This is a genomic window from Stenotrophomonas sp. 704A1, assembly GCF_030549525.1.
GTDB lineage: Bacteria > Pseudomonadota > Gammaproteobacteria > Xanthomonadales > Xanthomonadaceae > Stenotrophomonas > Stenotrophomonas tuberculopleuritidis.
In genome coordinates this window covers 3,153,671-3,178,665 of record NZ_CP130831.1, presented here as the reverse complement: position 1 = coordinate 3,178,665, position 24,995 = coordinate 3,153,671, and the positions used below count along the sequence as shown (strand labels likewise).

34 protein-coding genes and 3 tRNA genes are annotated in these 24,995 nt (G+C 67.1%); 19 read left to right on the top strand and 18 right to left on the bottom strand.

Annotation, left to right across the window (positions count from 1 at the left end; translation table 11 throughout):
* Positions 1–5 precede the first annotated feature (5 nt).
* A complete protein-coding gene (locus Q5Z10_RS14920; RefSeq protein WP_303636185.1) occupies positions 6–269 on the bottom strand; it encodes a hypothetical protein in 264 nt (87 codons plus the stop codon).
* A complete protein-coding gene (locus Q5Z10_RS14915) occupies positions 269–565 on the bottom strand; it encodes a hypothetical protein (RefSeq protein ID WP_303636184.1) in 297 nt (98 codons plus the stop codon). Before Q5Z10_RS14915 ends, Q5Z10_RS14920 begins: the two co-directional genes overlap by 1 nt.
* Before the next feature lie 428 nt (positions 566–993).
* Here Q5Z10_RS14915 and thrS point away from each other — a divergent pair, with 428 nt between their 5' ends.
* From thrS to Q5Z10_RS14850, 13 genes are all read left to right on the top strand, one after another.
* Positions 994–2,895 carry a threonine--tRNA ligase gene (thrS, locus tag Q5Z10_RS14910; RefSeq protein ID WP_303636183.1) on the top strand — a complete coding sequence of 634 codons (1,902 nt, stop codon included), beginning with the start codon at positions 994–996 and terminating at the stop codon, positions 2,893–2,895.
* Between the two features lie 48 nt (positions 2,896–2,943).
* Positions 2,944–3,486, top strand: coding sequence for a translation initiation factor IF-3 (gene infC / locus Q5Z10_RS14905; RefSeq protein ID WP_079222586.1), 543 nt, complete (start codon positions 2,944–2,946; stop codon positions 3,484–3,486).
* Positions 3,487–3,755: 269 nt separating this feature from the next.
* Positions 3,756–3,953 (top strand): 50S ribosomal protein L35, encoded by a 198-nt coding sequence (rpmI, locus tag Q5Z10_RS14900; RefSeq protein WP_005410436.1) that lies wholly within the window; start codon positions 3,756–3,758, stop codon positions 3,951–3,953.
* Positions 3,954–3,964: 11 nt separating this feature from the next.
* Positions 3,965–4,324: a 50S ribosomal protein L20 gene (rplT, locus tag Q5Z10_RS14895; RefSeq protein ID WP_005410435.1), complete on the top strand. Its 360-nt coding sequence runs from the start codon at positions 3,965–3,967 to the stop codon at positions 4,322–4,324.
* 191 nt (positions 4,325–4,515) lie between these two features.
* Positions 4,516–5,511 (top strand): phenylalanine--tRNA ligase subunit alpha, encoded by a 996-nt coding sequence (gene pheS / locus Q5Z10_RS14890; protein WP_303636182.1) that lies wholly within the window; start codon positions 4,516–4,518, stop codon positions 5,509–5,511.
* 83 nt (positions 5,512–5,594) lie between these two features.
* Positions 5,595–7,976 (top strand): phenylalanine--tRNA ligase subunit beta, encoded by a 2,382-nt coding sequence (gene pheT / locus Q5Z10_RS14885; protein WP_303636181.1) that lies wholly within the window; start codon positions 5,595–5,597, stop codon positions 7,974–7,976.
* A 27-nt stretch (positions 7,977–8,003) separates the two neighbouring features.
* On the top strand, positions 8,004–8,303 hold the full coding sequence (locus tag Q5Z10_RS14880) for an integration host factor subunit alpha (RefSeq protein WP_005410432.1): 300 nt from the start codon (positions 8,004–8,006) through the stop codon (positions 8,301–8,303).
* The gene (locus Q5Z10_RS14875; RefSeq protein ID WP_005410431.1) at positions 8,284–8,640 is read left to right on the top strand and encodes a MerR family transcriptional regulator; all 357 of its coding nucleotides are present in this window, start codon (positions 8,284–8,286) and stop codon (positions 8,638–8,640) included. Before Q5Z10_RS14880 ends, Q5Z10_RS14875 begins: the two co-directional genes overlap by 20 nt.
* Positions 8,641–8,707: 67 nt before the next feature.
* Positions 8,708–8,784, top strand: a tRNA-Pro gene (locus tag Q5Z10_RS14870).
* Positions 8,785–8,877: 93 nt separating this feature from the next.
* A complete protein-coding gene (locus Q5Z10_RS14865; protein WP_303636180.1) occupies positions 8,878–9,057 on the top strand; it encodes a hypothetical protein in 180 nt (59 codons plus the stop codon).
* Positions 9,054–9,536, top strand: a complete 483-nt coding sequence (locus Q5Z10_RS14860) for a GNAT family N-acetyltransferase (protein ID WP_303636179.1) — start codon at positions 9,054–9,056, stop codon at positions 9,534–9,536. Before Q5Z10_RS14865 ends, Q5Z10_RS14860 begins: the two co-directional genes overlap by 4 nt.
* Positions 9,533–9,865, top strand: a complete 333-nt coding sequence (locus tag Q5Z10_RS14855) for a hypothetical protein (RefSeq protein ID WP_303636178.1) — start codon at positions 9,533–9,535, stop codon at positions 9,863–9,865. Before Q5Z10_RS14860 ends, Q5Z10_RS14855 begins: the two co-directional genes overlap by 4 nt.
* On the top strand, positions 9,862–10,197 hold the full coding sequence (locus tag Q5Z10_RS14850) for a low molecular weight protein tyrosine phosphatase family protein (protein ID WP_303636177.1): 336 nt from the start codon (positions 9,862–9,864) through the stop codon (positions 10,195–10,197). The genes Q5Z10_RS14855 and Q5Z10_RS14850 overlap by 4 nt, the downstream gene beginning before the upstream one ends.
* On the opposite strand, the gene Q5Z10_RS14845 is transcribed toward Q5Z10_RS14850, so the two are convergent.
* Positions 10,182–10,622, bottom strand: coding sequence for a GNAT family N-acetyltransferase (locus Q5Z10_RS14845; protein WP_303636176.1), 441 nt, complete (start codon positions 10,620–10,622; stop codon positions 10,182–10,184). The genes Q5Z10_RS14850 and Q5Z10_RS14845 overlap by 16 nt on opposite strands.
* Positions 10,623–10,734: 112 nt before the next feature.
* Positions 10,735–11,241 carry a DUF3011 domain-containing protein gene (locus Q5Z10_RS14840; protein WP_303636175.1) on the bottom strand — a complete coding sequence of 169 codons (507 nt, stop codon included), beginning with the start codon at positions 11,239–11,241 and terminating at the stop codon, positions 10,735–10,737.
* A gap of 242 nt (positions 11,242–11,483) precedes the next feature.
* On the opposite strand from Q5Z10_RS14840, the gene Q5Z10_RS14835 reads away from it, so the two are divergent.
* Positions 11,484–11,876: a hypothetical protein gene (locus tag Q5Z10_RS14835; protein WP_345783997.1), complete on the top strand. Its 393-nt coding sequence runs from the start codon at positions 11,484–11,486 to the stop codon at positions 11,874–11,876.
* Between the two features lie 5 nt (positions 11,877–11,881).
* Here the strand turns inward: Q5Z10_RS14835 and Q5Z10_RS14830 are convergent, their stop codons facing one another.
* On the bottom strand, positions 11,882–12,574 hold the full coding sequence (locus Q5Z10_RS14830) for an aspartate/glutamate racemase family protein (RefSeq protein WP_303636173.1): 693 nt from the start codon (positions 12,572–12,574) through the stop codon (positions 11,882–11,884).
* A 173-nt stretch (positions 12,575–12,747) separates the two neighbouring features.
* On the opposite strand from Q5Z10_RS14830, the gene Q5Z10_RS14825 reads away from it, so the two are divergent.
* Together Q5Z10_RS14825 and Q5Z10_RS14820 are read left to right on the top strand one after the other, a co-directional pair.
* Positions 12,748–13,389, top strand: a complete 642-nt coding sequence (locus Q5Z10_RS14825; protein ID WP_303636172.1) for a LysE family translocator — start codon at positions 12,748–12,750, stop codon at positions 13,387–13,389.
* 105 nt (positions 13,390–13,494) lie between these two features.
* Complete coding sequence (locus tag Q5Z10_RS14820) at positions 13,495–13,668, top strand: DUF1328 domain-containing protein (protein ID WP_025876319.1); 174 nt, start codon at positions 13,495–13,497, stop codon at positions 13,666–13,668.
* A gap of 37 nt (positions 13,669–13,705) precedes the next feature.
* Here the strand turns inward: Q5Z10_RS14820 and Q5Z10_RS14815 are convergent, their stop codons facing one another.
* The 5 genes from Q5Z10_RS14815 to Q5Z10_RS14795 all read right to left on the bottom strand — a co-directional run bounded on the left by Q5Z10_RS14815 (position 13,706) and on the right by Q5Z10_RS14795 (position 16,030).
* Entirely contained in the window at positions 13,706–14,038 is a 333-nt protein-coding gene (locus tag Q5Z10_RS14815) for an SMR family transporter (protein WP_303636171.1), read from the bottom strand.
* Between the two features lie 13 nt (positions 14,039–14,051).
* Positions 14,052–14,624 carry a TetR/AcrR family transcriptional regulator gene (locus Q5Z10_RS14810; protein WP_303636170.1) on the bottom strand — a complete coding sequence of 191 codons (573 nt, stop codon included), beginning with the start codon at positions 14,622–14,624 and terminating at the stop codon, positions 14,052–14,054.
* A 49-nt stretch (positions 14,625–14,673) separates the two neighbouring features.
* Positions 14,674–15,441, bottom strand: a complete 768-nt coding sequence (locus Q5Z10_RS14805; RefSeq protein ID WP_303636169.1) for a transporter — start codon at positions 15,439–15,441, stop codon at positions 14,674–14,676.
* Positions 15,442–15,511: 70 nt separating this feature from the next.
* Complete coding sequence (locus Q5Z10_RS14800; protein WP_303636168.1) at positions 15,512–15,745, bottom strand: DUF1653 domain-containing protein; 234 nt, start codon at positions 15,743–15,745, stop codon at positions 15,512–15,514.
* Between the two features lie 12 nt (positions 15,746–15,757).
* The gene (locus tag Q5Z10_RS14795; protein WP_303636167.1) at positions 15,758–16,030 is read right to left on the bottom strand and encodes a hypothetical protein; all 273 of its coding nucleotides are present in this window, start codon (positions 16,028–16,030) and stop codon (positions 15,758–15,760) included.
* 416 nt (positions 16,031–16,446) lie between these two features.
* On the opposite strand from Q5Z10_RS14795, the gene Q5Z10_RS14790 reads away from it, so the two are divergent.
* From Q5Z10_RS14790 to Q5Z10_RS14780, 3 genes are all read left to right on the top strand, one after another.
* On the top strand, positions 16,447–16,653 hold the full coding sequence (locus Q5Z10_RS14790; protein ID WP_303636166.1) for a hypothetical protein: 207 nt from the start codon (positions 16,447–16,449) through the stop codon (positions 16,651–16,653).
* Between the two features lie 128 nt (positions 16,654–16,781).
* On the top strand, positions 16,782–17,333 hold the full coding sequence (locus Q5Z10_RS14785; RefSeq protein ID WP_303636165.1) for a DUF3011 domain-containing protein: 552 nt from the start codon (positions 16,782–16,784) through the stop codon (positions 17,331–17,333).
* Positions 17,334–17,496: 163 nt separating this feature from the next.
* Complete coding sequence (locus Q5Z10_RS14780) at positions 17,497–17,700, top strand: hypothetical protein (protein ID WP_303636164.1); 204 nt, start codon at positions 17,497–17,499, stop codon at positions 17,698–17,700.
* Between the two features lie 69 nt (positions 17,701–17,769).
* On the opposite strand, the gene dxs is transcribed toward Q5Z10_RS14780, so the two are convergent.
* The 8 genes from dxs to Q5Z10_RS14740 form a co-directional block, all read right to left on the bottom strand.
* A complete protein-coding gene (gene dxs, locus Q5Z10_RS14775) occupies positions 17,770–19,677 on the bottom strand; it encodes a 1-deoxy-D-xylulose-5-phosphate synthase (RefSeq protein ID WP_303639198.1) in 1,908 nt (635 codons plus the stop codon).
* Between the two features lie 105 nt (positions 19,678–19,782).
* Positions 19,783–20,448: an HNH endonuclease gene (locus tag Q5Z10_RS14770; protein WP_303636163.1), complete on the bottom strand. Its 666-nt coding sequence runs from the start codon at positions 20,446–20,448 to the stop codon at positions 19,783–19,785.
* 477 nt (positions 20,449–20,925) lie between these two features.
* Positions 20,926–22,716 (bottom strand): acyl-CoA dehydrogenase C-terminal domain-containing protein, encoded by a 1,791-nt coding sequence (locus Q5Z10_RS14765; protein WP_303636162.1) that lies wholly within the window; start codon positions 22,714–22,716, stop codon positions 20,926–20,928.
* 64 nt (positions 22,717–22,780) lie between these two features.
* On the bottom strand, positions 22,781–23,257 hold the full coding sequence (locus Q5Z10_RS14760; protein ID WP_303636161.1) for an LEA/WHy family protein: 477 nt from the start codon (positions 23,255–23,257) through the stop codon (positions 22,781–22,783).
* 163 nt (positions 23,258–23,420) lie between these two features.
* Positions 23,421–23,972 (bottom strand): lipocalin family protein, encoded by a 552-nt coding sequence (locus Q5Z10_RS14755; protein WP_303639197.1) that lies wholly within the window; start codon positions 23,970–23,972, stop codon positions 23,421–23,423.
* A gap of 86 nt (positions 23,973–24,058) precedes the next feature.
* Complete coding sequence (locus Q5Z10_RS14750; protein WP_303636160.1) at positions 24,059–24,634, bottom strand: hypothetical protein; 576 nt, start codon at positions 24,632–24,634, stop codon at positions 24,059–24,061.
* A 99-nt stretch (positions 24,635–24,733) separates the two neighbouring features.
* Positions 24,734–24,809: transfer RNA gene (locus Q5Z10_RS14745), tRNA-Phe, on the bottom strand.
* Between the two features lie 73 nt (positions 24,810–24,882).
* A tRNA-Phe gene (locus Q5Z10_RS14740) sits at positions 24,883–24,958 on the bottom strand.
* Positions 24,959–24,995: the final 37 nt, after the last annotated feature.

The window sequence follows — 24,995 nt, the reverse complement described above, 5'->3', positions numbered from 1 at the left end:
CGATCTCATTGCACCGCGCCGGCCAGGCGCAGCAGGCCGAGCAGGGCGAAGCCGGCAGCGGCGCAGCCGGCCAGCGCCAGCCAGGCACGCAGTGCGCTACGGAAGCTGAAGGCCCACAGCGCGGCCAGCATCCACAGCGGCACGAAGGCGATCAGGCTGGGCACCAGGGCATTCTGCCAGGGCCCCGGCGGCAGCCAGGTCAGCAGGCCGGTCACCGCAGCGGCGAGGAAGAAACCGGGAAAGACACCGGCCAGCGCGCGCGCCCACATCAGCGTGGCTCCGCATCGGGGCGGTGCCAGGCCGCCAGTGCCGGCAGCAGCATCGCCGCCAGCATCCAGGTGCACAGCATCGCGACCAGGCCGGCGGCGAAGCCCAGTTCGGCCATCCACAGCCACAACGCGGCAGCGGCGGCGACCAGGCCGATCTGCCGGCCGAGGCGTCCGGCACGGCGCAGGCGCGGCCAGCGGCAGTGGGGCGAGGCGGCATAGAAGGCCAGCGCCGAGAACATCGCCGACAGCATGCCCAGGCTGCAGAAGCCCAGGGTCGACAGGCCAACGGTGATCATGGCCGGCCCCCGGCGTGGCGCTGGGCCGGTGAACGCGGGGCACGGGCGGGGCCGGCACAGGCCGGTCGAAGCGGGTGGCGCATTGCGGGGTCCTGGGGGAAAGCGGGCAGGCTGGCGCGGGCGGGCTGCGCGCACATGGTAATCATTGCGTTTTCACGCCGCCAGCCAGCGCCATTCAGGCGCCATCACCGCGCCGCTTGGGCTTTGTCGAGCGCTGGTTTAAGATCATGGCCATTCCCCGTCTGGAACAAGGTGGCCCGCGCCCAGCGCCGGCCGAGCGTGCGACATGAGCACTACCACCGCCCCCTGTTGACCCACCCCGAAGGCCCTGGGTTCCAGGCGCCCTCGCGGCGCTTTTTTATTGCCCGGACGCCGCTCCGGGAGCGCATTCCAGCCCGCCCAGGCGGGCCCCGCACGAAGCCATTGCGATGATCACGATTACCCTTCCCGACGGCAGCCGCCGCGAATTCGAAAACCCCGTCAGCGTCATGGAGGTCGCCCAGTCGATCGGTGCCGGCCTGGCCAAGGCCACCATCGCCGGTTCGGTGGACGGCGTGCTGGTCGATGCCAGCGACGTCATCGACCACGATGCCGGCCTGCGCATCATCACCGCCAAGGACGAGGAGGGCGTGGAGATCATCCGCCACTCCAGCGCCCATCTGGTCGGCCATGCGGTCAAGCAGCTGTACCCGGATGTGAAGATGGTGATCGGCCCGGTGATCGCCGAGGGCTTCTACTACGACATCTACTCCGAGCGCCCGTTCACGCCGGAGGACATGGCGGCGATCGAGAAGCGCATGGGCGAGCTGATCGCCCAGGACTACGACGTCATCAAGAAGATGACCCCGCGCGCCGAAGTGATCGAGATCTTCAAGGCCCGTGGCGAGGACTACAAGCTGCGCCTGATCGAGGACATGCCCGATGACATCCAGGCGATGGGCATGTACTACCACCAGGAATACGTGGACATGTGCCGTGGCCCGCACGTGCCGAACACCCGTTTCCTGAAGGCCTTCAAGCTGACCCGCATTTCCGGCGCCTACTGGCGTGGCGATGCCAAGAACGAACAGCTGCAGCGCATCTACGGCACCGCCTGGGCCGACAAGAAGCAGCTCGAGGCGTACATCAAGCGCATCGAGGAAGCGGAGATGCGCGACCACCGCCGCATCGGCAAGCAGCAGGACCTGTTCCACCTGCAGGAAGAAGCGCCGGGGCTGGTGTTCTGGCACCCCAAGGGCTGGGCCCTGTGGCAGGTGGTGGAGCAGTACATGCGCAAGGTCTACCGCAACAGCGGTTACGGCGAAGTGCGCTGCCCGCAGATCCTGGACGTGAGCCTGTGGAAGCAGTCCGGCCACTGGGACAACTACCAGGACAACATGTTCTTCACCGAGTCGGAGAAGCGTACCTACGCGGTCAAGCCGATGAACTGCCCGGGCCATATCCAGGTGTTCAACCAGGGCCTGCACAGCTACCGCGATCTGCCGATCCGCTATGGTGAATTCGGCTCCTGCCACCGCAACGAGCCGTCCGGCGCGCTGCACGGCATCCTGCGCGTGCGGGGTTTCACCCAGGACGACGGCCACGTTTTCTGCACCGAGGCGCAGATCGAATCGGAAGTGACCGCATTCCACCAGCAGGCGCTGGCGGTGTACCAGCACTTCGGCTTCGATGAGATCCAGATCAAGATCGCGCTGCGCCCGGAATCGCGCCTGGGCGATGACGCCACCTGGGACAAGGCCGAGGGCGCGCTGCGTTCGGCGCTGACCGCCTGTGGCGTGGAATGGCAGGAGCTGCCGGGTGAGGGGGCCTTCTACGGCCCGAAGATCGAGTACCACCTGAAGGACGCGATCGGCCGTACCTGGCAGCTGGGCACCATGCAGGTCGATTTCATGATGCCCGGCCGCCTCGGCGCCGAGTACGTGGACGAGAACAGCCAGAAGAAGCATCCGGTCATGCTGCACCGGGCCATCGTCGGCTCGATGGAGCGTTTCCTGGGCATCCTGATCGAGCACCATGCCGGCCAGTTCCCGACCTGGCTGGCACCGACCCAGGTGGTGGTGGCCAACATCACCGACGCCCAGGCTGAATACGTATCCGGCGTGACCAAAACCCTTGCGGAGCAAGGCTTCCGCGTCAGCGCGGATTTGCGTAACGAGAAGATCGGCTATAAGATTCGCGAGCATACGCTGCAGCGCGTGCCGTACCTGCTGGTCATTGGTGACCGCGAAAAGGAAAACGGCGCTGTGGCGGTGCGTACGCGTTCCGGCGAAGACCTGGGCAGCATGAGCCTGCAGGCCTTCATCGAGCGGCTCCGGGCCGAGGGCGCGTAAGCAAAGGTCCGGTCCGGGTGCACAGGCTCCCGGACCGGTTCGATACCCTTGGGAGAACGTAATATCAGCACCCCTGACAACAAACAGAACCGCAAGAATCAGGAAATCCGTGTGCCGCGCGTCCGCGTGATCGGCAGCGACGGAGAAATGATCGGCGTGTTGTCGCGCGACGAAGCGCTGTCCATGGCCGAAGATGAAGGCCTGGACCTGGTCGAAATCCAGCCGCAGGCCGATCCGCCGGTCTGCAAGATCATGGACTTCGGCAAGTTCAAGTTCGAAGCGCAGAAGAAGGCCAGCGAGGCCAAGAAGAAGACCAAGCAGGTCGAGATCAAGGAAGTGAAGTTCCGTCCGGTCACGGACGAGGGCGACTACCAGATCAAGCTGCGCAAGATGCGCGGTTTCCTTGAGGAAGGCGACAAGATCAAGGTCAACATCCGCTTCCGTGGCCGTGAAATGAGCCACCAGGAACTGGGGCGCGAGATGGCCAACCGGATCGAAACCGATCTGGGCGAAGACATCGTCATCGAATCCCGTCCGCGCCTGGAAGGGCGTCAGATGGTGATGATGATCGCGCCGAAGAAGAAGACCTGAGGCCTGACGGGCTGCCTTGCGGGGCGCCTGGCGGCTGAATGGGCAGGGTGAAGGGGCGCCGCGGGCGCCCTTTCGCTTGTCCGGGCGGGTAGCCGGTACCGATGTGAAAACGGTGTGGGGGCTGGTGGCAGCGGGGATTTCCCTGTATCATGCCCGGCTCGACCCACCCAGGACGGGTCGTACGCCGATCATGGCAGGACGGAAAGAGCGGCCCAGGCCGCCGCCAGATCAGTCAGAAACCAGGGTCATATCCCATCAAGGACATTGCAATGCCCAAGATCAAGACCAACCGGGCAGCGGCCAAGCGTTTCCGCAAGACCGCCTCGGGCAAGTACAAGTGCGGCCACGCCAACCGTAGCCACATCCTCACGAAGAAAGCGACCAAGCGTAAGCGTAATCTGCGTCAGACGGGCCATGTCCGTGCAGAAGACGCAGGCCGTCTGGACCGCATGCTCCCTTACCTCTGAGGAACTGAACAATGGCACGAGTTAAGCGTGGCGTACAGGCGCGTCGCCGCCACAAGAAGATTCTGGATCTCGCCAAGGGCTATTACAACGCCCGTCGCAAGGTCTTCCGCGTCGCCAAGCAGGCGGTCATCAAGGCACAGCAGTACGCCTACATCGGCCGTAAGCAGAAGAAGCGCAACTTCCGTTCGCTGTGGATCACCCGTATCAATGCGGCTGCCCGCATCAACGGCCTGAGCTACAGCCGCTTCATGAACGGCCTGCTGAAGGCCGGCATCACCCTGGACCGCAAGGTCCTGGCTGACATCGCCGTGCACGACGCAGCTGGCTTTGCTGCACTGGCCGAAAAGGCCAAGGGCGCACTGGCGGCATAAGTCCTTCCCGATGCCGTTGCCGTTCACGGGAACGGTGTCTGGTAGAGGCAATGCATGGGGAAGGGCGCAAGTCCTTCCCCATTCTTTTTTGGGTCCCGGCGCGGCCAAGCGGCAACGCGGGGACGGCGGTGGCGACAGGGGTCGGCCCTTCGCGCATCGCGATGGCAGATCGACTGGAGTTCCAGCCCCCCATGAGCGACATCCAATCCCTCACCACCCAGGCGCTGGCCGATGTGGCCGCCGCACAGAGCCCGGACGCGCTGGAACAACTGCGCGTGGCCCTGCTCGGCAAGAGCGGCAGCATCACCTCGCAGCTCAAGCAGCTCGGCGCCCTGCCGGCTGACCAGCGCAAGGCGGCCGGTGAAGCGATCAACCAGGCCCGCGATGCGCTGGGCAGCGCGCTCAGCGAGCGCAAGGCGGTGCTGGAGGACGCTGCGCTCGACGCGCGCCTGGCCGCCGAAGCCATCGATGTCACGCTGCCGGGCCGCAACGGCGAACGCGCCGGCCTGCACCCGATCACCCGCACCCTGGAGCGCATCACCGGCATCTTCGGCCGGCTGGGCTACGAGCTCTCCGAAGGGCCGGAGATCGAGGATGACTGGCACAACTTCGAGGCGCTGAACTTCCCGCCGCACCATCCGGCGCGTGCGATGCATGACACCTTCTACTTCGGCGACGGTCGCCTGCTGCGCACGCATACCTCGGGCGTGCAGGTGCGCTACATGGGCGAGCACCAGCCGCCGCTGCGCATGATCGCCGCCGGCAAGGTGTACCGCAGCGACAGCGACCAGACCCATTCGCCGATGTTCCACCAGGTGGAAGGCCTGCTGGTGGACGAGCATTCGACCTTCGCCGACCTGAAGGGCACCCTGGCCGAATTCGTGCGCGCGTTCTTCGAGCGCGACTTCGAGATGCGCTTCCGCCCCAGCTACTTCCCGTTCGTCGAACCCGGCGCCGAAGTGGACATCGCCTGGCAGCAGCCCGATGGCAGCACCCGCTGGCTGGAAGTGCTCGGCTGCGGCATGGTCCACCCGAACGTGCTGCGCAACGTCGGCATCGATCCGGAGCGCTACACCGGCTTTGCCTTCGGCATGGGCGTGGAGCGGTTCGCGATGCTGCGCTATGGCGTCAACGACCTGCGCGCATTCTTCGAGAACGACGTGCGCTTCCTGAAACAGTTCGCGTAACGCATTCGGTAACGCCGGGCCGTGTCCGGCGGACTCAACAACGCAGGCCCAGGCGCATGCGCCGGGCCCACCAGGGTGACACCATGAAATTCTCCGAAAACTGGCTGCGCAGCCACGTCCCGACCGGCGCCTCGCGCGATGAACTGAGTGCGGTGCTCACCGCCATCGGCCTGGAAGTGGAAGAGGTGACCGCGCTCGGCGGGGGGCTCGACCATGTGGTCGTGGCGCGCATTGTCGACGCCGTGCGCCACCCCGAAGCCGATCGCCTGCAGGTATGCCGCGTCGATGCCGGCCAGGGCGAGCTGCTGCAGATCGTCTGCGGTGCGCCGAATGCGCGCCCGGGCCTGGTTGCGCCGCTGGCGATGGTCGGTGCGCAGATCGGCGAGCTGAAGATCAAGCCGGCCAAGCTGCGTGGCGTCGAGTCGAACGGCATGCTGTGCTCGGCCAAGGAGCTGGGCCTGGACAACGATGCGTCCGGCCTGCTGGAACTGCCCGACGATGCACCGGTGGGCCAGACCCTGGTCGAGTACCTCGGCCTGCCCGATGCCAGCATCGAGATCAAGCTGACCCCGAACCGCGCCGACTGCTTCAGCCTGCGCGGCATCGCCTACGACGTCGCCGCCGCCACCCGCAGTGAAGTGCTGGCGTTCGCCGCCGACCCCGTTCCCGCCGCCGCGACCCGTGAACTGTCGATCCAGCTTGACGCCGGTGCCGACGCACCGCGCTACCTGGGCCGTGTCATCGAAGGCGTCAACGCCGCCGCCAGGACCCCGCTGTGGATGGCCGAACGCCTGCGCCGCAGTGGCGTGCGCCCGGTCTCGCTGCTGGTCGACATCACCCAGTACGTGATGCTGGAGCTGGGTCAGCCGATGCATGCCTACGACCTGGGTACCCTGCAGGGCAGCATCGGCGTGCGCCGTTCGCGCGCCGACGAAACCCTGAAGCTGCTGGACGGCCGCGACGCTGTGCTCGATGACAGCTTCCTGGTGGTCACCGATGCCGATCGTGCGGTCGGCCTGGCCGGCCTGATGGGCGGCTTCGACACCCGGGTCACCGACGCCACCAGCGCCGTGTTCCTGGAGGCTGCGCACTTCGCACCGGCCGCGATCATGGGCCGTGGCCGCAAGCTCGGCCTGCACACCGATGCCGGCCACCGCTTCGAGCGTGGTGTCGATCCGGCACTGCCGCGTACCGCCATCGAGTACGCCACCCGCCTGGTGCTGGACCTGGCCGGCGGTACTCCCGCGCCGGTCACCGAGGCCGTGCGTGAGGCCGATCTGCCGCAGCCGGCGTCGATCGTGCTGCGTCGCGCCCGCATCACCCGCCTGCTCGGCATCACCATCGACGACGCCGAAGTGGAGCGCATCCTGCGCGCACTGGGCATGCAGGTGGTTGCCAGCGCCGAGGGCTGGCAGGTCACGGCGCCGAGCCGCCGCTTCGATATCGCCATCGAAGAAGACCTGATCGAAGAACTGGCCCGCATCCACGGCTACGAGCAGATTCCGACCACGCTTCCCGGCGGGGCTGCGCGCGTGGCGATGCCCAGCGAGACCCAGCTGGATGCGCTGAGCGTGCGCCGCCAGCTGATCGCCCGCGATCAGCAGGAAACGGTCAACTTCGCCTTTGTCGACGATGCGCTGCTGACCCAGTGGCAGCTGCGCGACAACCTGGTGCCGCTGGCCAACCCGCTGTCGGCCGAGCTGGCGGTGATGCGCCCGTCGCTGCTGCCGGGCCTGGTCGCCACCCTCGGTCGCAATGCCGCGCGCCAGCTGGGCCGCGTGCGCCTGTTCGAGATCGGCCGCGTGTTCGCCCAGCAGCCCGGTGAAGGGCAACCCGCACCGCTGGAAACCCCGCGCGTGGCGGCTGCCGTCTGTGGCGACGCGCAGGCCGTACAGTGGGGCCTGCCGACCCGCAAGGTCGATTTCCATGACCTGAAGGGCGACCTGGAATCACTGGCTGCCGCCAGTGGCGCCGCGCTGACCTTCCGCCCGTCGACCCGCGCCTACGGCCATCCGGCCCGTTCGGCCGAGGTGTACCGTGACGGCGTGGCCATCGGCTGGATCGGGCAGATTCACCCGCGCCTGGCCCGGGCCATGCAGATCGACGTGGACGTCTACGCCTTCGAGCTGGAGCTGGAGCCGCTGACGGCGCGCGCGCTGCCGCGTGCCGGAGAACTGTCCCGGTTCCCGGCGGTGCGCCGCGACCTGGCCGTTCTGGTGCCCGAAACGGTGGCCTGGAGTGACCTGGCTGCCACCCTCCGCCAAGCCGCCGGCCCGCTGCTGCGCGAGCTGAACCTGTTCGACCGCTATGTCGGACAGGGGGTCGAGCCGGGATTCAAGAGTCTCGCTATGGGCTTGATTTTGCAGGACAAGTCGCGCACTCTGACGGACCGCGACGTGGAAGCGGTGGTGACCGAGGCGGTCACTGCCATCGAGCGTGAACACCACGCCCGGATCCGCGGCTGAGCGGGCAGCACTCGGGGGTAGCAGGCAATGGCATTGACCAAGGCGGAGATGGCGGAAAAGCTGTTCGACGAAGTCGGTCTGAACAAGCGGGAAGCCAAGGAATTCGTCGACGCGTTTTTCGATGTGCTGCGTGAAGCATTGGAACAGGGACGTCAGGTGAAGCTGTCGGGCTTTGGCAATTTCGACCTGCGGCGCAAGAACCAGCGCCCGGGTCGCAACCCCAAGACCGGCGAGGAAATTCCGATTTCCGCCCGTACGGTGGTCACCTTCCGTCCGGGCCAGAAGCTCAAGGAGAGGGTGGAAGCTTATGCTGGATCCGGGCAGTAACCGCGAACTTCCGCCGATCCCGGCCAAGCGCTACTTCACCATTGGTGAAGTGAGCGAGCTGTGCGACGTCAAGCCGCACGTGCTGCGCTACTGGGAAACCGAATTCCCCAGCCTTGAGCCGGCCAAACGCCGTGGCAACCGTCGCTACTACCAGCGCCACGATGTGCTGATGGTGCGGCAGATCCGCAGCCTGCTGTACGAACAGGGGTACACCATCGGTGGCGCGCGCCTGCGCCTGGATGGCCCCGACGCGCGCGAGGAATCGGCGCTGAGCAACCAGATCATCAAGCAGGTGCGGATGGAACTGGAAGAAGTGCTGCAGTTGCTGCGCCGCTGACCCATTTCCATCGTAATCCGCTATACTTCACGGCCCGCCGCACTGGCGGGCACATCGCAGCATCAGTCGGGGCGTAGCGCAGCCTGGTAGCGCATCTGCCTGGGGGGCAGAGGGTCGTCGGTTCGAATCCGGCCGTCCCGACCAAAACTGTTGATAGAACAAGGGCTTGCACCGTGCGGTGCAGGCCCTTTTTCGTTGTGGTCAGCAGGCGTCCCCCCGTTCATCGGCGGAATCCGGATGGCCGCACGCTATCGGATCGTTGACGAAGCGCGGCACCGCTTCGACATGCACCGCCTGGCCGCCCGACATCAGGACCCCCTGGCGCGGCGCCCTGTTCGCCAATCGCCCGGCACGAGCGCATGGTCGGAAGCGGATAAAATCGATGCCGAGTCCTTGCAACGTAGACAGACGGCATGAAGCAACCCGTGCAGTTCATCCCACTCAATCGGAGCAACGTCGATGAGTTGTCCGAACTTGCGGTCCGTGAATCCGAGCAGCACTTGATCTGTTCGAACCCGGAATGGCTGGCGCAGGCGGCATTCGTTGCCGAATCCCTCACGTTCGGGATCTTCAGGGAAGGCCGACCCGTGGGAGTCATCTCCTTCATCGATCCTCGCCTGGTGGATGAGGATGACGAGGACCAGGAGCACTATCAGCAGAATTGTCTGTACGTGTGGAGGGTGATGGTCGACAAGGGTTCGCGGGGCGCCAACGTTGGCGCTCAGGCGATCGGGTTTGCCCTGGGTTACGCCAGACTCGTGGGATTGGAAGGGGTATCGCTTACAACGATGGATCGGGAAGCCGGCAATGCGCTTCCTTTCTACGAGCGGCTCGGGTTTTCGGCGACAGGTCGTCGATTGGACGACGAGGCGGAACTGGTGTTCCGCTTCGGATGAGTGAAGCCGCCTGGCCGGCGGACAGCCCGGCCGGCTGCGAAGCGTGGGCTTTTCTGCTGCGACCGTGTATCCTGCGCGCAACTCGTACTACCGCGGCTGCTGAACCCGGTACTCACGAGAACATACCCATGGAAATGTCCAGAAACCGCGCCTGGAGGCGCACGCAGGCCCGCCAGCACGGCGGCGACCACACGGCCCCGCGGCCGATCTGCAAGCCGGAAAAGAACTGGAAGCTGATGTATCTGCGCAGCGCCAAGCTGCTGCGGGCACGCCAGCTGGGTTTCACCTATCCGGTCGTCAGCCCGCGTCATTGGATGGATCAAGGATGATCAATCTGTTGTTCGTCTGCAGCCGCAACCAGCTGCGCAGTCCCACCGGCGAAGCCATGTGGCGGCAGCGGCCAGGCTTCAGCGCACGCTCGGCGGGCACCAGCCCGCATGCACGCAGGCCGATCCGCCCAGCGGATATCCGCTGGGCGGATGTCATCCTGGTGATGGAGGCCAAGCACCGGCAACGGCTGCAGGCGACCTTCGGCCGGCTGCTGCAGCACACGCCACTGCACTGCCTGGATATTCCCGATGACTACCGCTGCATGGAGCCGGCGCTGATGGCGCTGCTCGAAGAGCGGGTGGCGCGCTGCCTGGCTCAACCGCCGCTGTAGCGGAAGATCAGCTCGGGGTCCCCCTCATCCAGGCCATGCACGATGCCGCACTGCTGGAAGCCGGTGGCTGCAAGCAACCGCTGCATCGCGGCGTTGGAGTGGTTGCATGAGGTGAACAGCTTGGCGCCGGCGCTGCACGCGGCGGCGTGCGCGAGCAGTGCGGTACCCACGCCGTGGCCACGTCGTGGCGCGGCCACCATCAGCATCGCGATGAAGGCTTCGCCGAAGAACTGCGCGTGCAGGGCCAGGTAACCGGCCAGCTCGCCATCGCGCTCGGCGACCCACTCCGCACCCTCGGCCAGCCACCCGGCAATCTGCCGGGCGCGCTGTGGGTCGGTCGCGGCGATGCTGTCCAGCGCGACCAGTGCCTGCAGGTCACTGCCCGAGGCTGCATGTATCTGCCAGCGGCACGCCTGCCCGCTCATCGCGTGCGCCACTGCAGCAGCAACGCGATCAGCGCTGCGCGATATGCGCGTTCCATGCCGTGCTTCCTGCCGGGAAATCGGCATGCTAACCGCTGGCGGCACGGCCGGGACTTCAGTAGACGCGGAACTCCGCGCGACAGCCGTCGCTGACCCACACGCCACGCCGGTCCCAGCCCCAGTTGCGGTCCTCGATGCAGGCGGTGACCGATGTCTGCCTGACCAGGCGCACTTCGTCACGGACACGGATGCGGCACTGCTTTTCCTTCCGTGCGTAGGATTCACAGAGCAGTCGCTGGCCACCCTCGTTGCGCTCGCCGCGGTGACCGGGCCAGCGGCTGCGGCCGCGCCTGTCGGCGACGAACTCGGCGCGGCAGCCATCGGTCACCCACAGCATGCCGCGCCGCTGTCCCCAGTTGTCATCTTCCACGCATCGGGTCACCGACAGTTGCCGCACCAGCCGCGCGCGGCCCTCGAACGGGCAGTGCTGGGTCTTGTTGAAATGCGATTCGCAGGTGGTGCGCGCGGCGCTGTCGGTGTCGTAGGCGTGGGCCGGGACGGCGCTGACGGCCAGCAGCAGGGCGAGCGGCAGGCTGCCCAACGGCAGCAGGCAGATGTTCATGGCAACCTCGAAAGCGGGGGACGGGGCGCAAGAATGGCGCACCTGCCGCGCGCTGCGGTGCGGGCGCCGCGCGCGGGCTCAGGGCGGATTTAGAAGTGTCCGCCGGCCCATGCAGCCGGTTACATCCCGTATCATTCCGGGCACTTCCGATTGCATCGGTTTACATTTTTTCACATGTTCCAGCACCCGCCGACGGCGCCCTCCGGCACGGTCGGTGGCTGTTGTGACGCGTGCGCGAACGGATGCGCGGACCACGACGACCACAGGGGGTTGCGTTGATCAGCAGTATCGTCATTCATCGTTCGGCCGGCGCAGGTGCGGCTGGCGTGCAGGTCCTGGACACCACGTTCAAGGGCAAGCGCATTTTCGTTGCGTGGGGCCTGCGCGGCCCGGAATTGAGCCGCGAGGCCGAGCCGGAGGACACCGTTGCCGCCCGCCAGGCGCTGCAGCGCATATCACGGCAGGCCGACGGACCGCGCAGCGGCGAGGTCTTCATCGCCAGCCAGTCCGGGGTGGCCATCAGCGTCTACCGCATGTTGACCGAAGCCCGCAGCGGCGACGCGATGTTCTTCCTGTGCGATTCACCGGCGGTGGTGGAATGGCTGGTCACCGCGCTGGACGTCCAGCCGGGCTGAGCGCCTCACTGCAGCGCGGCCTCCACGGCCGCGCACGCATGCAGCGCCGTGGTGTCGAACAGGGGCACCGGGCTGTCTTCAGGGCGCACCAGCAGCATGATTTCGGTGCAGCCCAGGATGATCGCCTCGGCGCCGCGCGCGACCAGGCGCTCGATCACCTCGACATAGGCCTGCCGCGAGCGCTCGCTGACCACCCCGGCGATCAGTTCCTGGTAGATGATCGCGTGCACGAGGTGGCGATCGTCCGCCTCCGGTACCAGCACGTCCAGGCCGAAGCGCTCGGCCAGGCGGCCCTTGTAGAAGTCCTGTTCCATGGTGAACGCCGTGCCGAGCAGGCCGACCCGGCGCAGGCCGGCCTGCACGATCGCGGTGGCGGTGGGATCGGCGATGTGCAGCACCGGAAGCGGGCAGGCCGCTTCGATCGCGCCGACCAGCTTGTGCATGGTGTTGGTGCAGATCAGCAGCAGCTCGGCGCCACCGGCCTGCAGCCGCTGCGCGGCATCGACCATCTCGGTTGCCAACGCCTCCCAGTTGCCGTCGTGCTGCAACTGCTTGATGCGGGCGAAATCCAGCGACCACAGCAGCAGCGGTGCCGAATGTGCGCCGCCCAGCCGGGTCCGCACGTGCTCGTTGATCAGGCGGTAGTACTGCGCCGAACTCTCCCAACTCATGCCACCGATCAGGCCAAGCGTCTTCATGGGGTTCTCCGTGCCGGGGAGTGCCATTGCAGCACAGCCGCGGGCTGCAGGCGCGTGCCAGGCAGCGCACGGGGCAGCGGGGCGCGCTGTACCCATCGCTGTGAGCGCACTCTGTGCGTATCGGGAAAGCGGCCGTCGCTCTATCCTTGAGCGGTTTTCCGGCGGACGCATGCATGGCCCTGCATACCTGGTGGTGGTTCCTGGCGACGGTCTTCGTGCTGTGCGGCACGCCGGGCCCGAACATGCTGCACATCCTGGGCCGCAGCGTCGGGCTGGGCTTCCGCCGCAGCGTGCCGGCCATGGCCGGTTGCCTGCTGGCGATGCTGCTGGTGCTGGCCGCGTCGGCGGCGGGCCTGAGCGCCGTGCTGCGCTCCTCGCCGATGTTGTTCGACGTGCTGCGCTATCTGGGCGTGGCCTACCTGGCCTGGCTTGGCATCAAGGCGTGGCGTGACAGCCTGCGACCGGCACCGCCGGTCGTGGCCGAGTCCGATGCGCCGCTGGCAGCGGTGCACGGAGCCGGCGCGGTGTTCCGGGGCGGCCTGCTAGTCGGGTTGAGCAATCCGAAGCTGCTGCTGTTCGCTGCGGCGTTCCTGCCGCAGTTCGTCGATCCGGCACGCGGCCAGGCATTGCAGTACACGGTGCTGGTGGCCACGTTCGCAGCCTGCGAACTGTTCTGGTACGTGATGTATGCCGCCGGTGGCCATGGCCTGCGACGCTGGCTGGCGCAGCCCTTCGCGCGGCGCTGGTTCGAGCGCCTGGTGGGCAGCGTGTTCCTGGCCTTCGCGGTTGCGCTGCTGCGCTTCCGGCCGCGCTGACCGCTGCGGTTTCACATCGCGCCTGCGGCCTGTTCACGTCTGCGGGATCGCCGCCCGCCTAGCCTGATCACACCGTTTGCATTCCCGCCAGGGGAAAGGATCGACATGATCAAGTGGGCCATCATTTTCGCCATCATCGGCCTGATCGCCGGCGCGCTGGGCTTCGGTGGCATCGCCGGCGCTGCAGTGGGCATCGCCAAATTCCTGTTCTGGGCCGGCATCATCATTGCCGTGGTGTTGTTCGTGCTGGGCATGACGGTGGCCAAGAAGGTCGCCTAGGCGCTGCCGGTGCTGCTTGGCCGCTGCAGCGCCAGGCTCAATGCGTGCTGCTGTTGGAAAACAGGTTGATCACCAGGACCCCGGCGCAGATCAGGCCGATGCCGATCAGCGCCGGGGCATCCAGCCGCTGCTTGAACACCAGCAGGCCGATCAGCGAGATCAGCACGATGCCCACGCCGGACCAGATCGCATAGGCGATGCCGGTGGGAATCGACTTCATGGTCAGTGACAGCAGGTAGAAGCACACGCCGTAGCCGACCAGCGCGCCCACCGTGGGGGCCAGCCGCGTCATGCCGTCGGAGGCCTTCAACAGCGACGTGGCGATCACTTCCAGTACGATCGCGCCGGCCAGGTAGACATAGGCATTCATTGCAGCACCCTGCTCATTCCAGTTCGCACAGTTTCAGTGCCTCATGCGCCATGGCCCGCGCATTGATGCGTTCGTCCTCATCCAGCGGCCGGCCGTAGGCGGTCGCCCAGTAGCCGTCGGCAACGCAGCGCGCCGCATGCAGGCGCGGGTCGCGTGCTTCATCGGGGAACTCCAGCAGCATCTGCCGCATCCACGCCCGCCAGCAGGACAGCAGCGCCGGCTCCAGCAGGTTGCCCATGGTCAGCCCGATGTCATTCACGGTTTCCTGCTGCAGCAGGTGCTCGAAGCTGACCTGCACATAGGCGCGGCTGAAGCGGCCCGGACCGGCGGGTGCGTGTTGCAGCACCTGGCGGATCCTGCCTTCGAATTCGGCCACCAGCGAGGCCAGCGTCGCCTCGATCAGCGCCTGCTTGCTGCTGAAGTGATGGAACAGCGCGCCTTTGCTGACCCCGGCCGCGCGCGCCACATCCTGCACGGTCAGTGCCGCCAGTCCGTTCTGGCCGATGGTGCGCGCGGTGGCCAGCAGCAGCGCCTGGCGCACGTTGTCCGGTGCCTTGCGGCGGGAGCGGGGGGGAGAGTCCGGCATGGGAATGAAACCGACTGGGCGGTACGAGTGTAGCGCGTGCCGCCGCCTGTCAGTCCAGGTAGAACGCGATGCCGGTTGCCAGCTGCAGGTCGGGGCTGTCGCGATCCAGGCCGACATCGAAGGAGGCATCCAGTTGTACGTTCGGCCGCAGCATCCAGGTCAGCCCGGCGCCGGCAACGGACAGGTCCGGTTGGTGACGGGCGCGGGTGAAGCCGGCTTCCAGGTAGAGGCCGATGCGGTCACTCGCCGCCAGCGCCACGCTGGGGGACCAGGTGGTGCTGCGCTGGCCGTCGCCGCGCTGGTGGCTGGCATACAGTGCGCCGCTCCAGCGGTCGGTGATGCTGTGCTCGACACTGGCGGCGAGGGCGTACTGGCGGCCATCGCTGAAGGCCGCATCGCCGCGCGCGACAACGCCACTGGCCAGCAGGGCCCAGGCGGTGCGATCGGTGCTGCCGGGGCCGGCCCACTTCAGCCCGACCACGCTGTCGCCGGCACCGCGCTGCCGCGTGCGCGGCTGATCGGGGCCACGTTGCCGCTGCCGCAGCCACGGTGTCGAGGACAGCTGCAGTTCCAGCCCGGGCGCCAGACCGGTGCGCAGCAGCAGATCGCTGGACAGTGTCGTGCTGCGTTGCCCGTCGCGGTCGCGCTCGCGCTGGAAACCGGGCAGGCCGATCTCCACGGCAAGGGCGCCGCGCGGCACGCTGTCGGTGCCGAAGCCGATACCGGGGCGGTCGAAGCCGGGAACCTCGTCGGCCAGCGCCGGCGGACTGGCCAGCAGGAGGGCGAGCGGCAGAGCAATCGGCAGGGCGTGGCGCATGCGGGATCCGTGCTGCGGGCGTAGCGCAGCATGCCGCGTGGCGCCGTGCGCACGGCGTGAGAAGTGCCGGTCAGTCGCCGATGCGGGCGAAGCGCGGTTGCGTGCCGCTGTCGCCGGCGACCTGCTCGACGAACATCGCGAAGGGCCGCACCCACAGGCCACCGGCACCATACAGCGCGCGGTAAAGCACCAGCGGTTCCAGCGTTTCACTGCTGCGGACGATCCCGATCACGTCGTACTCGCCACCCTTGAAGTGGCGGTAACGTCCCGGTGCCAGCGTGGGGAGCGGCGGCAGGTCGGTCATGCGGCGTGTCTCCTACCGGCGCGCGGGCGACGCCGGTGCCGCGCAGTAGCTGTCGATGGCCTCGGCCGTGTTGGCCAGTCCCTGCGCCTGTGCCAGTTCCCAGGGGCGCTCGCAGCGTTGGCTGCGCGCGCACCACTGGTAACCGGCTGACCCGATGCATCCATGGGCGTCGCGGTCGCCACCTACCGGCGGTGCCGGATCGGTGGCGACCGGCGCGTCGGGCGCCCTGTCCGGGCTGGCGCAGGCGGTGAGCGCCAGCAGCGCGCTCAGCAACACGATTCTCATGGGATGCCTCCAGGCCTGGATCGGCCACATGCGGGATGCCCGCACTGGCGAAGCGCACCGGCGGACGGAGTCTTCAGCTTAGCGTGGCGCGGACCAGTTCCTCGATCAGGACAACGTAGCTGGCAGCAAAATAGAACTTCAGCAGCGTCGAGCGCTGCAGTGGAAGGGAGGTGCGCATGTGGAAGGGGCCCCTGTTGGTGACAGTAGTGTGAAGCTCCGTTAAGTTCGTGACAAGGGTCACGGAATTAATTCGCTAAATGCCGTCAGCGATGTGACGGCTGCCGCCTTTCCCACCCTCTGGCAGGCACTTTTCGGATAAGTCCGATAGGCCTTTCCTCAGCGGCTGGCTAGGCTGTTCAGCATCGGGAGACCGGCGTCCTGCCGCCCCGCACCTTCCTTCCCCGCAGGAGCCCGACATGGTCATCACTGTCCAATGCAACGCCCAGCGCTGGTCCGTACTGGACCCGCAGACCCGTGCGGCCGAGGCGTTCAGCAGCGGCGCCGCGGCGTTCGATGCGGCCGTGACCCTGGCCAGCGAGCATCACCACCGTACCGGCCAACGCAGCGTGGTGCGGGTGGAAGCACTGGGAAACACGCTGGACGCGCTGCAGTTCGGCCACTGACGGAGGCCGGCGCAGTCAGGTGCGGTTGGGTTGGTTGAATGGCGGGAAACCGCCATTGCTGGACCCATTGTGCGCCGTGGCGCCAATCCCGGATGCTTGCCTCCACCGTATTCATGTGGAGACGTTGAATGGGCAAGGGACTTACATGGCGCGCTGCAGCCTGCGCGCTGGTGCCGATGCTGGCTGCCGCGGGTGGCGCGCAGGCACAGCGCTATGGCTACGACGACCGCTATGACGATCGAGGCAGCGGCATCGTGCGCTGCGAATCGATCAAGAACCGCAGCAATGAATGCCGGCTCGAAGGGCGCGCGCGGATGATCCGCCAGCTGTCCGGTTCCCCGTGCGTGGAAGGCGAGACCTGGGGCCAGTCGCGCGCCGGCGTGTGGGTCACCCAGGGCTGTCGTGCCGAGTTCGTCGGCGAGTACCGGCGCCCGGGCGGTGGCGGCTGGGGCGGCGGTGGCAACGGGTGGGGCGGCAGCCCGTGGGGCGGCGGTGGCCAGGTGATTGCCTGCCATTCCAACGATCACCGGCAGAAGTACTGCGAAGCGAGCATCCGCCGCGGCGTGCGCCTGGTACGGCAGGAATCGCGCAGTGCCTGCGTCGAAGGCCGGAGCTGGGGATGGGACCGCCGTGGCATCTGGGTCAGCGACGGCTGCCGGGCGCAGTTCCAGGTGAACTGATCGGCCAGGGCACGCGGCTCAAGATCAGATAAATCTGATAGCGATCACACTTCTTTCCTCGTATTGTCGGCAGCCGGGGACGCCGTTGGCGTCCTGGCCGCGCCGGGGCTTCCCGGCGCGATGTCCGCCGTCATCGATACGTTGTTCAAGGAGTGAGCATCGCATGTTGATCCGACTTCAATGCGAGCAGCGCCAGTGGCGCGTGCTGCATCCGGACAAGCCCGAACCGATCGAGTTCCGGGATGGTGTCCGCGCCTTCGACTTCGCCGAAACCCTTGCCCGCCTGCACTACGCCGATACCGGGCAGCGCGCGGCGGTGCGTGTGGAAGCCAGCGGCGCCTTCGTCGAGGCCGTCAGCTACGGCTGAGTGCGCCATCCACCCATGGCATGGAGCTACCGGTCGCGGTAGCGCCAGGCCATGCGTGGCTGGCTCTGCTCAGCTGGCCGCGCTCAGCGGCGGCGTGCCTGCGGCCAGCTGCGGCCAGCGCGCGAGGACCGCAGCCCGGATGCCGGCGGCATCGATTCCGGCTTCGGCGAGCAGGTCTTCGCGGCTGGCATGGTGCTGGAAGGCATCGGGCAGGCCCAGGTGCAGGATCGGGCGCAGCACCTGTTCGGCATTGAGCAGTTCGGCCACGGCCGAACCGGCACCCCCGGCCACCACGTTGTCTTCGATGGTCACCAGCATCTCGTGCTGGTGGGCCATGGCCAGCACGCACTCACGATCCAGGGGCTTGATGAAGCGCATGTTGACCACGCTCAGCCCCAGTTCGCGCCCGACCTGCTCGGCGGCGGCCACGGTGCTGCCAAAGGCGAGCAGGGCGGCACGGCTGCCCTGCAGGCGCTGCTCGGCCTGGCCGATCGGCAGCGTCGACAGATCGTGGCCGGCCTCCACGCCGGTGCCGCTGCCACGCGGGTAACGCACCGCGGCCGGGCCGGGGTGCTTCAGGCCGGTGCTGAGCATCTGCCGGCACTCGGCCTCGTTCGAAGGCGCCATCACCACCATGTTCGGCACGCAACGCAGGAAGCTCAGATCCAGGTTGCCGGCATGGGTCGCGCCATCCGGGCCGACCACGCCGGCGCGGTCGATCGCAAACAGCACATCCAGGTCCTGGATGGCCACGTCATGCACCAGCTGGTCGTAGGCGCGCTGCAGGAAGGTCGAATAGATCGCCACCACCGGCTTGCCGCCCTGGGTGGCCATGCCCGCGGCCAGCGTCACCGCATGCTGCTCGGCAATGGCGACGTCGAAGTAGCGCTGCGGGAACTCCTTGCTGAAACGGACCAGGCCGGAGCCCTCGCGCATCGCCGGGGTGATCCCGTACAGGCGCGGCTCGGCGGCGGCGGCATCGCACAGCCAGTCGCTGAACACATCGGTATAGGTGGGCTTCTTGGCCCCGGCCTTGGCCACCAGGCCCTTGTCCGGATCGAACGGGCCGACCGCGTGGTAGCCGATCTGGTCCCCTTCGGCCGGCTCGTAGCCCTTGCCCTTGGTGGTCATCACGTGCAGCAGCTTCGGGCCCTTGGAGGTGCGCAGGGTCTTCAGTGCCGACAGCAGCGCGGGCAGGTCGTGGCCGTCGATGGGACCGGTGTAGTGGAAGCCCATTTCCTCGAACATCGTGGACGGCACGAACATGCCCTTCCAGTGCTCTTCCCAGCGCTTCACGAAGCGCGCGGGATTGTTCTTCTTGTCCCCCAGGATCTTCTTGCCACCTTCGCGCAGCGCATTGAGCGTGCGGCTGCCGGTAGCGCGCCCGAGCATCTTGGTCAGCCCGCCGACGGCCTCGGAGATCGACATGTTGTTGTCGTTGAGGATCACCAGCAGGTTCGGTTCCGGTTCCATGCCACCGGCGTGCATCAATGCTTCGAACGCCATGCCGGCGGTCATCGCGCCGTCGCCGATCACGGCCACCACCTTGCGGTCGTCACCCTGGGACTGGCGGGCGATGGCCATGCCGAGCGCCGCCGAGATCGAAGTCGAAGAGTGGCCGACGCCGAAGGTGTCGTACTCGCTTTCTTCGCGCTTGGGGAACGGTGCCACGCCGTCCTTCTGCTTGACGGTGTGGATCTCGTCGCGGCGACCGGTAAGGATCTTGTGCGGGTAGGTCTGGTGACCGACATCCCAGACCAGTTGATCGACCGGGGTCTGGTACAGGTAGTGCAGGGCCACGGTGAGTTCGATCACGCCCAGGCCAGCGGCGAAGTGGCCGCCGCTCTTGCCCACCGATTCGATCAGGTAGGCGCGCAGTTCATCGGCGACCGCCGTCAGTTCGGATTCGTCGAACGTGCGCAGGTCATCCGGCGTCCGGATGCGCGCAAGGCGGGGATAGCGGGCAGAGTCGATCATCATGTTCGCACTTGTTCTGAACGCCCATTTTCGCCCTCAAACCGGGGTGGGGCAAGCAAACGCCGCCGCCCGTGACAGGACGGTGAGGGTTGCATTTCCGGGCATTCAGGTGCAGAGCTTGGAGCGCTTGGGCAGCTGGGCCTTCAGGAACGCCATCTGGTCGGCCAGGATGTTGCGGTTGGACAGGATCAGATGCTCGATCCAGCTGGGCCGGTAAGGCACGGCCAGCAAGGGCATGCCGGCCTGTTGCGGCGTGCGGTCGCTCTTGCGCGAGTTGCAGTGGAAACACGCGGTCACCACGTTTTCCCAGGTATCCAGGCCGCCCTTGGACAGCGGCATGACGTGGTCGCGGGTCAGGGTAGGGCGGCCGAACTGCTGGCCGCAGTACAGGCAGAGATGCGCATCGCGGGCGAACAGCGCCGGATTGGTCAGGTTGGGAGTGGGGTCGATGGCGCGCGAGCGGGCGTGGCCGCGGGCGGCGATGATCGGGTGCAGGTCCATGCCGCTCTGCAGGCCGCTGCGACGATTGGTCCCACCGTGGATGTGCAGGCAGGGATCGCCGAGCGTCCAGGCGACCGCCTCGCGGGCGTAGAGGCAGGCGGCGTCCTGCCAGGTGATCCAGTCCAGTACGCGTCCGTGGGCATCCAGCGAGAGCAGCCGGACCGTACCGGGGCGATGCAGCGGGCTGGCATTGGGCGATGCTTCGGCGCCCGGAGCGGAAAGCGAGGCTCCGGCTTCGATCAGACCCAAGCGTGTAGTGTCTGTCTCCATCGGGAAAACAGCTTATACCTGAATCATTGCGATTTGGATATCGCCTGGAGGGCGATATCCAAATCGCAATGATTCAGGTCCGCGCATTCCTCCTATCCCCCGCGCCTTCGGCGCGCCCCCCTTAACAAAGGGGGGCTTTTCTCCAGATGGTTTCCGGTGGTTTTCATCCGCGCGTGGCGTGGATCTATTGGCCACCGGAGATCTGTCGAAGGCGGGATGGGTCCGGTTGCGGGGGCGTGAGCCGCATGGCCCGAGGCATGCCTCGGGCGGGTTGGGCAGGACGCCCAACCCCGGTCTTGCCGTGTGCGCAGGACAGCGCACACGAGCAAGCGGCGACCGAGCTTACATGGACGTACTTGCAGCGTCCCCCGCAATTGGACCCGCCCCGCCATCCCGCAGGAAACCAGCTGTTGCTCCAGCGGTTGCGGTTGCCGGCCAGCGGCCGGCATTACCGCGGGTGCCGGGCGGCCGCCCGGCTCAGGCGCCGAAGCGCTCGTCGTCCATCGCCATCAGTGCGGCGGCGCCGGCCTGGATCGCGGCGGCGTGGCTGAGCGTGCGCGGCAACACGCGGGCGAAATAGAACCGCGCGGTCTCGCGCTTGCCCTGGGCAAAGGCAGCGCCGTGTGCACTGGCATCGGCCGCAGCCACGCTGCGCGCCCACCAGTACGCCAGCACGACATAACCGGAATAGAACAGGTAGTCGTAGCTGGCTGCACCCAGTTCGTCCGGATTGGCGGCTGAGCGCTGCAGCACGTCCAGGGTCAGCTTTCCCCATTCGGCGGCCTTGGCACGCAGCGGGCCGATGAACTCGGCCAGCGCTTCGTTGCCCTCGTGTTCCTTGGCGAAGGCCTCGATCTCGGCCAGCATCAGCTTCAGCCCGGCGCCCTGGCTGGCGGCCGTCTTGCGGCCGATCAGGTCCAGCGCCTGGATGCCGGTGGTGCCTTCATACAGCGTGGTGATGCGTGCATCGCGGGCCAACTGTTCCATGCCGTGCTCGCGGATGTAGCCGTGGCCACCGAAGCACTGCAGGGCGTTGTAGGTGTTCTCGATACCCCATTCGGTCTGGCAGGCCTTGGAGATCGGGGTCAGGAAGCTCACCAGCGTGTCGGCGCGTTCGCGCTCGGCGGCATCCTCGGCGTGGTGGGCGACGTCGATCAGGGTGGCCGCGTGCAGGGCCAGCAGGCGGCTGCCTTCGACCAGCGACTTGATGGTCAGCAGCATGCGGCGCACATCCGGGTGCACCAGGATCGGGTCGGCGGCCTTGTCCGGGAACTTGGCGCCGCTCAGCGAACGCGACTGCAGGCGCTCACGGCTGTACTTCAGCGCGTTCTGGTAGGCACGCTCGGACAGGCCGATGCCCTGCAGGCCCACACCCAGGCGCGCGGTGTTCATCATGGTGAACATGGCCTGCAGGCCCTTGTGCGGCTGGCCGACCAGGTAGCCCTGGGCGCCGTCGAAGTTCATCACGCAGGTGACCGACCCCTTGATGCCCATCTTGTGCTCGATCGAGCCGCAGCGCAGCGCGTTGCGCTCGCCGAGGTTGCCATCGCGGTCGACCTTGAACTTGGGGGTGACGAACAGCGAGATGCCCTTCGCGCCCGGCGGGGCGTCAGGCAGCTTGGCCAGCACCAGGTGCACGATGTTTTCAGTCAGGTCGTGCTCGCCGGCGGTGATGAAGATCTTGGTGCCGGTGATCGCGTAGCTGCCATCGGCGTTCGGCTCGGCCTTGGTCTTCAGCAGGCCCAGGTCGGTGCCGCAGTGCGGCTCGGTCAGGCACATGGTGCCGGTCCAGCGGCCTTCGATCAGCGGCTTCAGGAACGCTTCGTGCTGCCAGGCTTCGCCGTGCTGTTTCAGTGCTTCGATGGCGCCGTGCGAGAGCAGCGGGAAGTTGCCCCAGGCCAGGTTGGCGGCGTTGATCATTTCGTTCAGCGGCACGCCCAGGGTATGCGGCAGGCCCTGGCCGCCCAGGTCCGGCGAAGCGGTCAGGCCGGTCCAGCCGCCGTCGACGAACTTGTCGTAGGCCTGCTTGAAGCCGGGCGGGGTGGTCACTTCACCGCTGGCCTGGTCAAGCACGCAGCCGATCTCATCGCCCACGCTGTTGAGCGGCGCCAGCACGCTGGCACTGAAGCGGCCGGCCTCTTCCAGCACGGCGTCGACCACGTCGGCGGTGGCATCGGTGAAACCCAGGCGGGCGAACAGCGGCTCGACCTTGAGCACGTCGTGCAGGCCGAAACGGAGGTCGGAAAGCGGGGCGGTGTAGCTGCTCATCGGTGCGTCTCGAATTGATCAGGGGCAGGGGAGCGGCGCCACGCACCGCGGCGGAAAACGGGGATCAGCGCAGCACGCCCGGCAGGCCCGGTGCCTGGTTGAGGGTGCTGCGGCTGCTGATGTCGAAGGTGCGCTGCTTCTTTTCCTGCGGGGTGGCTGCCACGGTGCCCTTCAGGCCGTAGGCGAGGGTGCGGTTGCCGGCCAGGGCGTCGGCCACCACCAGGCGGGCGGCGGAGCTGGGCACCAGTTTGAGGTTGATGACGTCGGCCGAGGTGCCGCCGATGGAGATGGCCGGCTTGGCCTGCAGGGTGCCCGCTTCGGTGTCGCCGACGGCCAGGGTCAGTGAGACATCGTCGAAGGTCATGGGCATCGAGCTGTAGTTCTGCAGGCGCAGGGCCACGGTCCAGTTGCCGTCGGTGCCCACGGTCAGCTGCTGCAGGCGGGCTGCCGGTTCCGAAACACGCTTGACGATGCCATCGCCGCAGGCGGCCAGGGCCAGGGTGCACAGAACGATCAAGGTGGTACGGAAACGGAGACGCATGGGCGCAGGTCCTCTGGAGGCGGTGCGTGGAATAAGCATACTACGGCGTATGGAAGAATGGATCGCCCGCGGCGACCCGTCGCAGAGGGTAGCGCGTGAAGATGGCTGCAAGGCGTGCGTGATGCCGTTGTGCGCACGTGGCGTGCGCCGGTTCGGTGGCCGTTCAACCGGCAGGCGGCTCACGCAGCGGCGCCATCACGCGCAGGGGCGCCAACGCGTAGCCCATCGCTTCGGCCCTGGCCTTGAGCTGGTCGAACAGGGCGCGATCCATCGAGGGAGCGCGCGAGAGGATCCACAGGTACCTGCGGTCGGGCTCGCCCACGACGGCCCACTGGTACTCCGGATCCAGCGCGATCACCCAGTAGTCGGCCCAGACCAGCGGCACCCAGCTCAGCCAGTCGGGGGCGAAGCGCACCTGCAGCTGGCCGGGCTGGCCTTCCACCGGGCGTGCCACGCCCTCGGCGACGATGCGTTCGCCGCTGTCGATGCGGCAGGCATTGGTGACGCTGATGCGTCCATCGCCGCGCAGGCTGTAGGTGGCGGTGATGTCGCCCACGCAGTTCTTCTGGAACGACACCGGCAGATGCGCGATTTCGTGCCATTGGCCGGCATAGCGGTCGATGTCCAGGGCCTCGACGGCGCGCACGGGTTCGGCAGCGAAGGCCGGCGCGGCGGCCAGCAGCAGGCAGGTCAGCAGGGCAGGGCGCAGGCGCATCGGCATGGGCGGGCTCCGGGCGAGAGCTTCGAGCGTAGGCGAGTGGCGGTGGTGGGGTGTGAATGCCCCCGGCGGGCGATCCGAGGCTACTGGCCGAACGGCGCCTGGCTGGATTCCTCGCCGTCGTGGGTCAGGCTGCGGGTATGCAGGATGCCTTTGTCCATGTCCCACTGGAACAGATCCACGCCCCCGCCGCCTTCGCCATTCGCGCGCAGGCGCACCACGCCGCGGGTCTGGTTGTCGGTCAATAGAACCTGTGACGAGCCGTCGGTGTCGACCGTCAGGCCGATGCGGTCACGAAGCGGGGCCTCGCCCCGACCCACCGGCGCATCCAGGGCAATGCCAACGCCGCCATCGTCGTAGGTGGTAAAACCGCCGCGCTCGGCGCCGGTGTGGTCAAAGATGAGCAGCCCGGCGGACCGGCTGCGCCTGCCGTCATTCATGGCGGCCTGGCTGATCTCCACACGCACGATTCCACGATCGTCCAGCACCTGCAGCCTGCGGGTGGTCAGCTCATCGATGTGCAGCGGGGCCTGGCGCTGCAGAAGCAGCCAGAGGGTCGTCGCGGCCAGGGTAGCCACCAGCAGGGCAAGGCCGGCGACCAGCCACTGAAGGCGTCGCAGCGATCGCTGCAGTCGGGGCAGGGCGGGGCTGTCGTCCATGTCATCGTCGCTCCATGCGGTCAGCCAATGACCGTACTACAGATGCGTGGGCGGCGAAGGGGCAAAAAAAAAGACCTGCATTGCTGCAGGTCTTCAAACTGGTGGCCGAGGACGGAATCGAACCGCCGACACGGGGATTTTCAATCCCCTGCTCTACCAACTGAGCTACTCGGCCAGTTTGGCTGGCCAACCGCGCAGGACGCAGTGGCCGGAAAAAAAAGACCTGCATTTCTGCAGGCCTTCGAACGTGGTGGCCGAGGACGGAATCGAACCGCCGACACGGGGATTTTCAATCCCCTGCTCTACCAACTGAGCTACTCGGCCACGTGTTTCGTTGCAGCGTGGTCGCTGCCAAGGACGC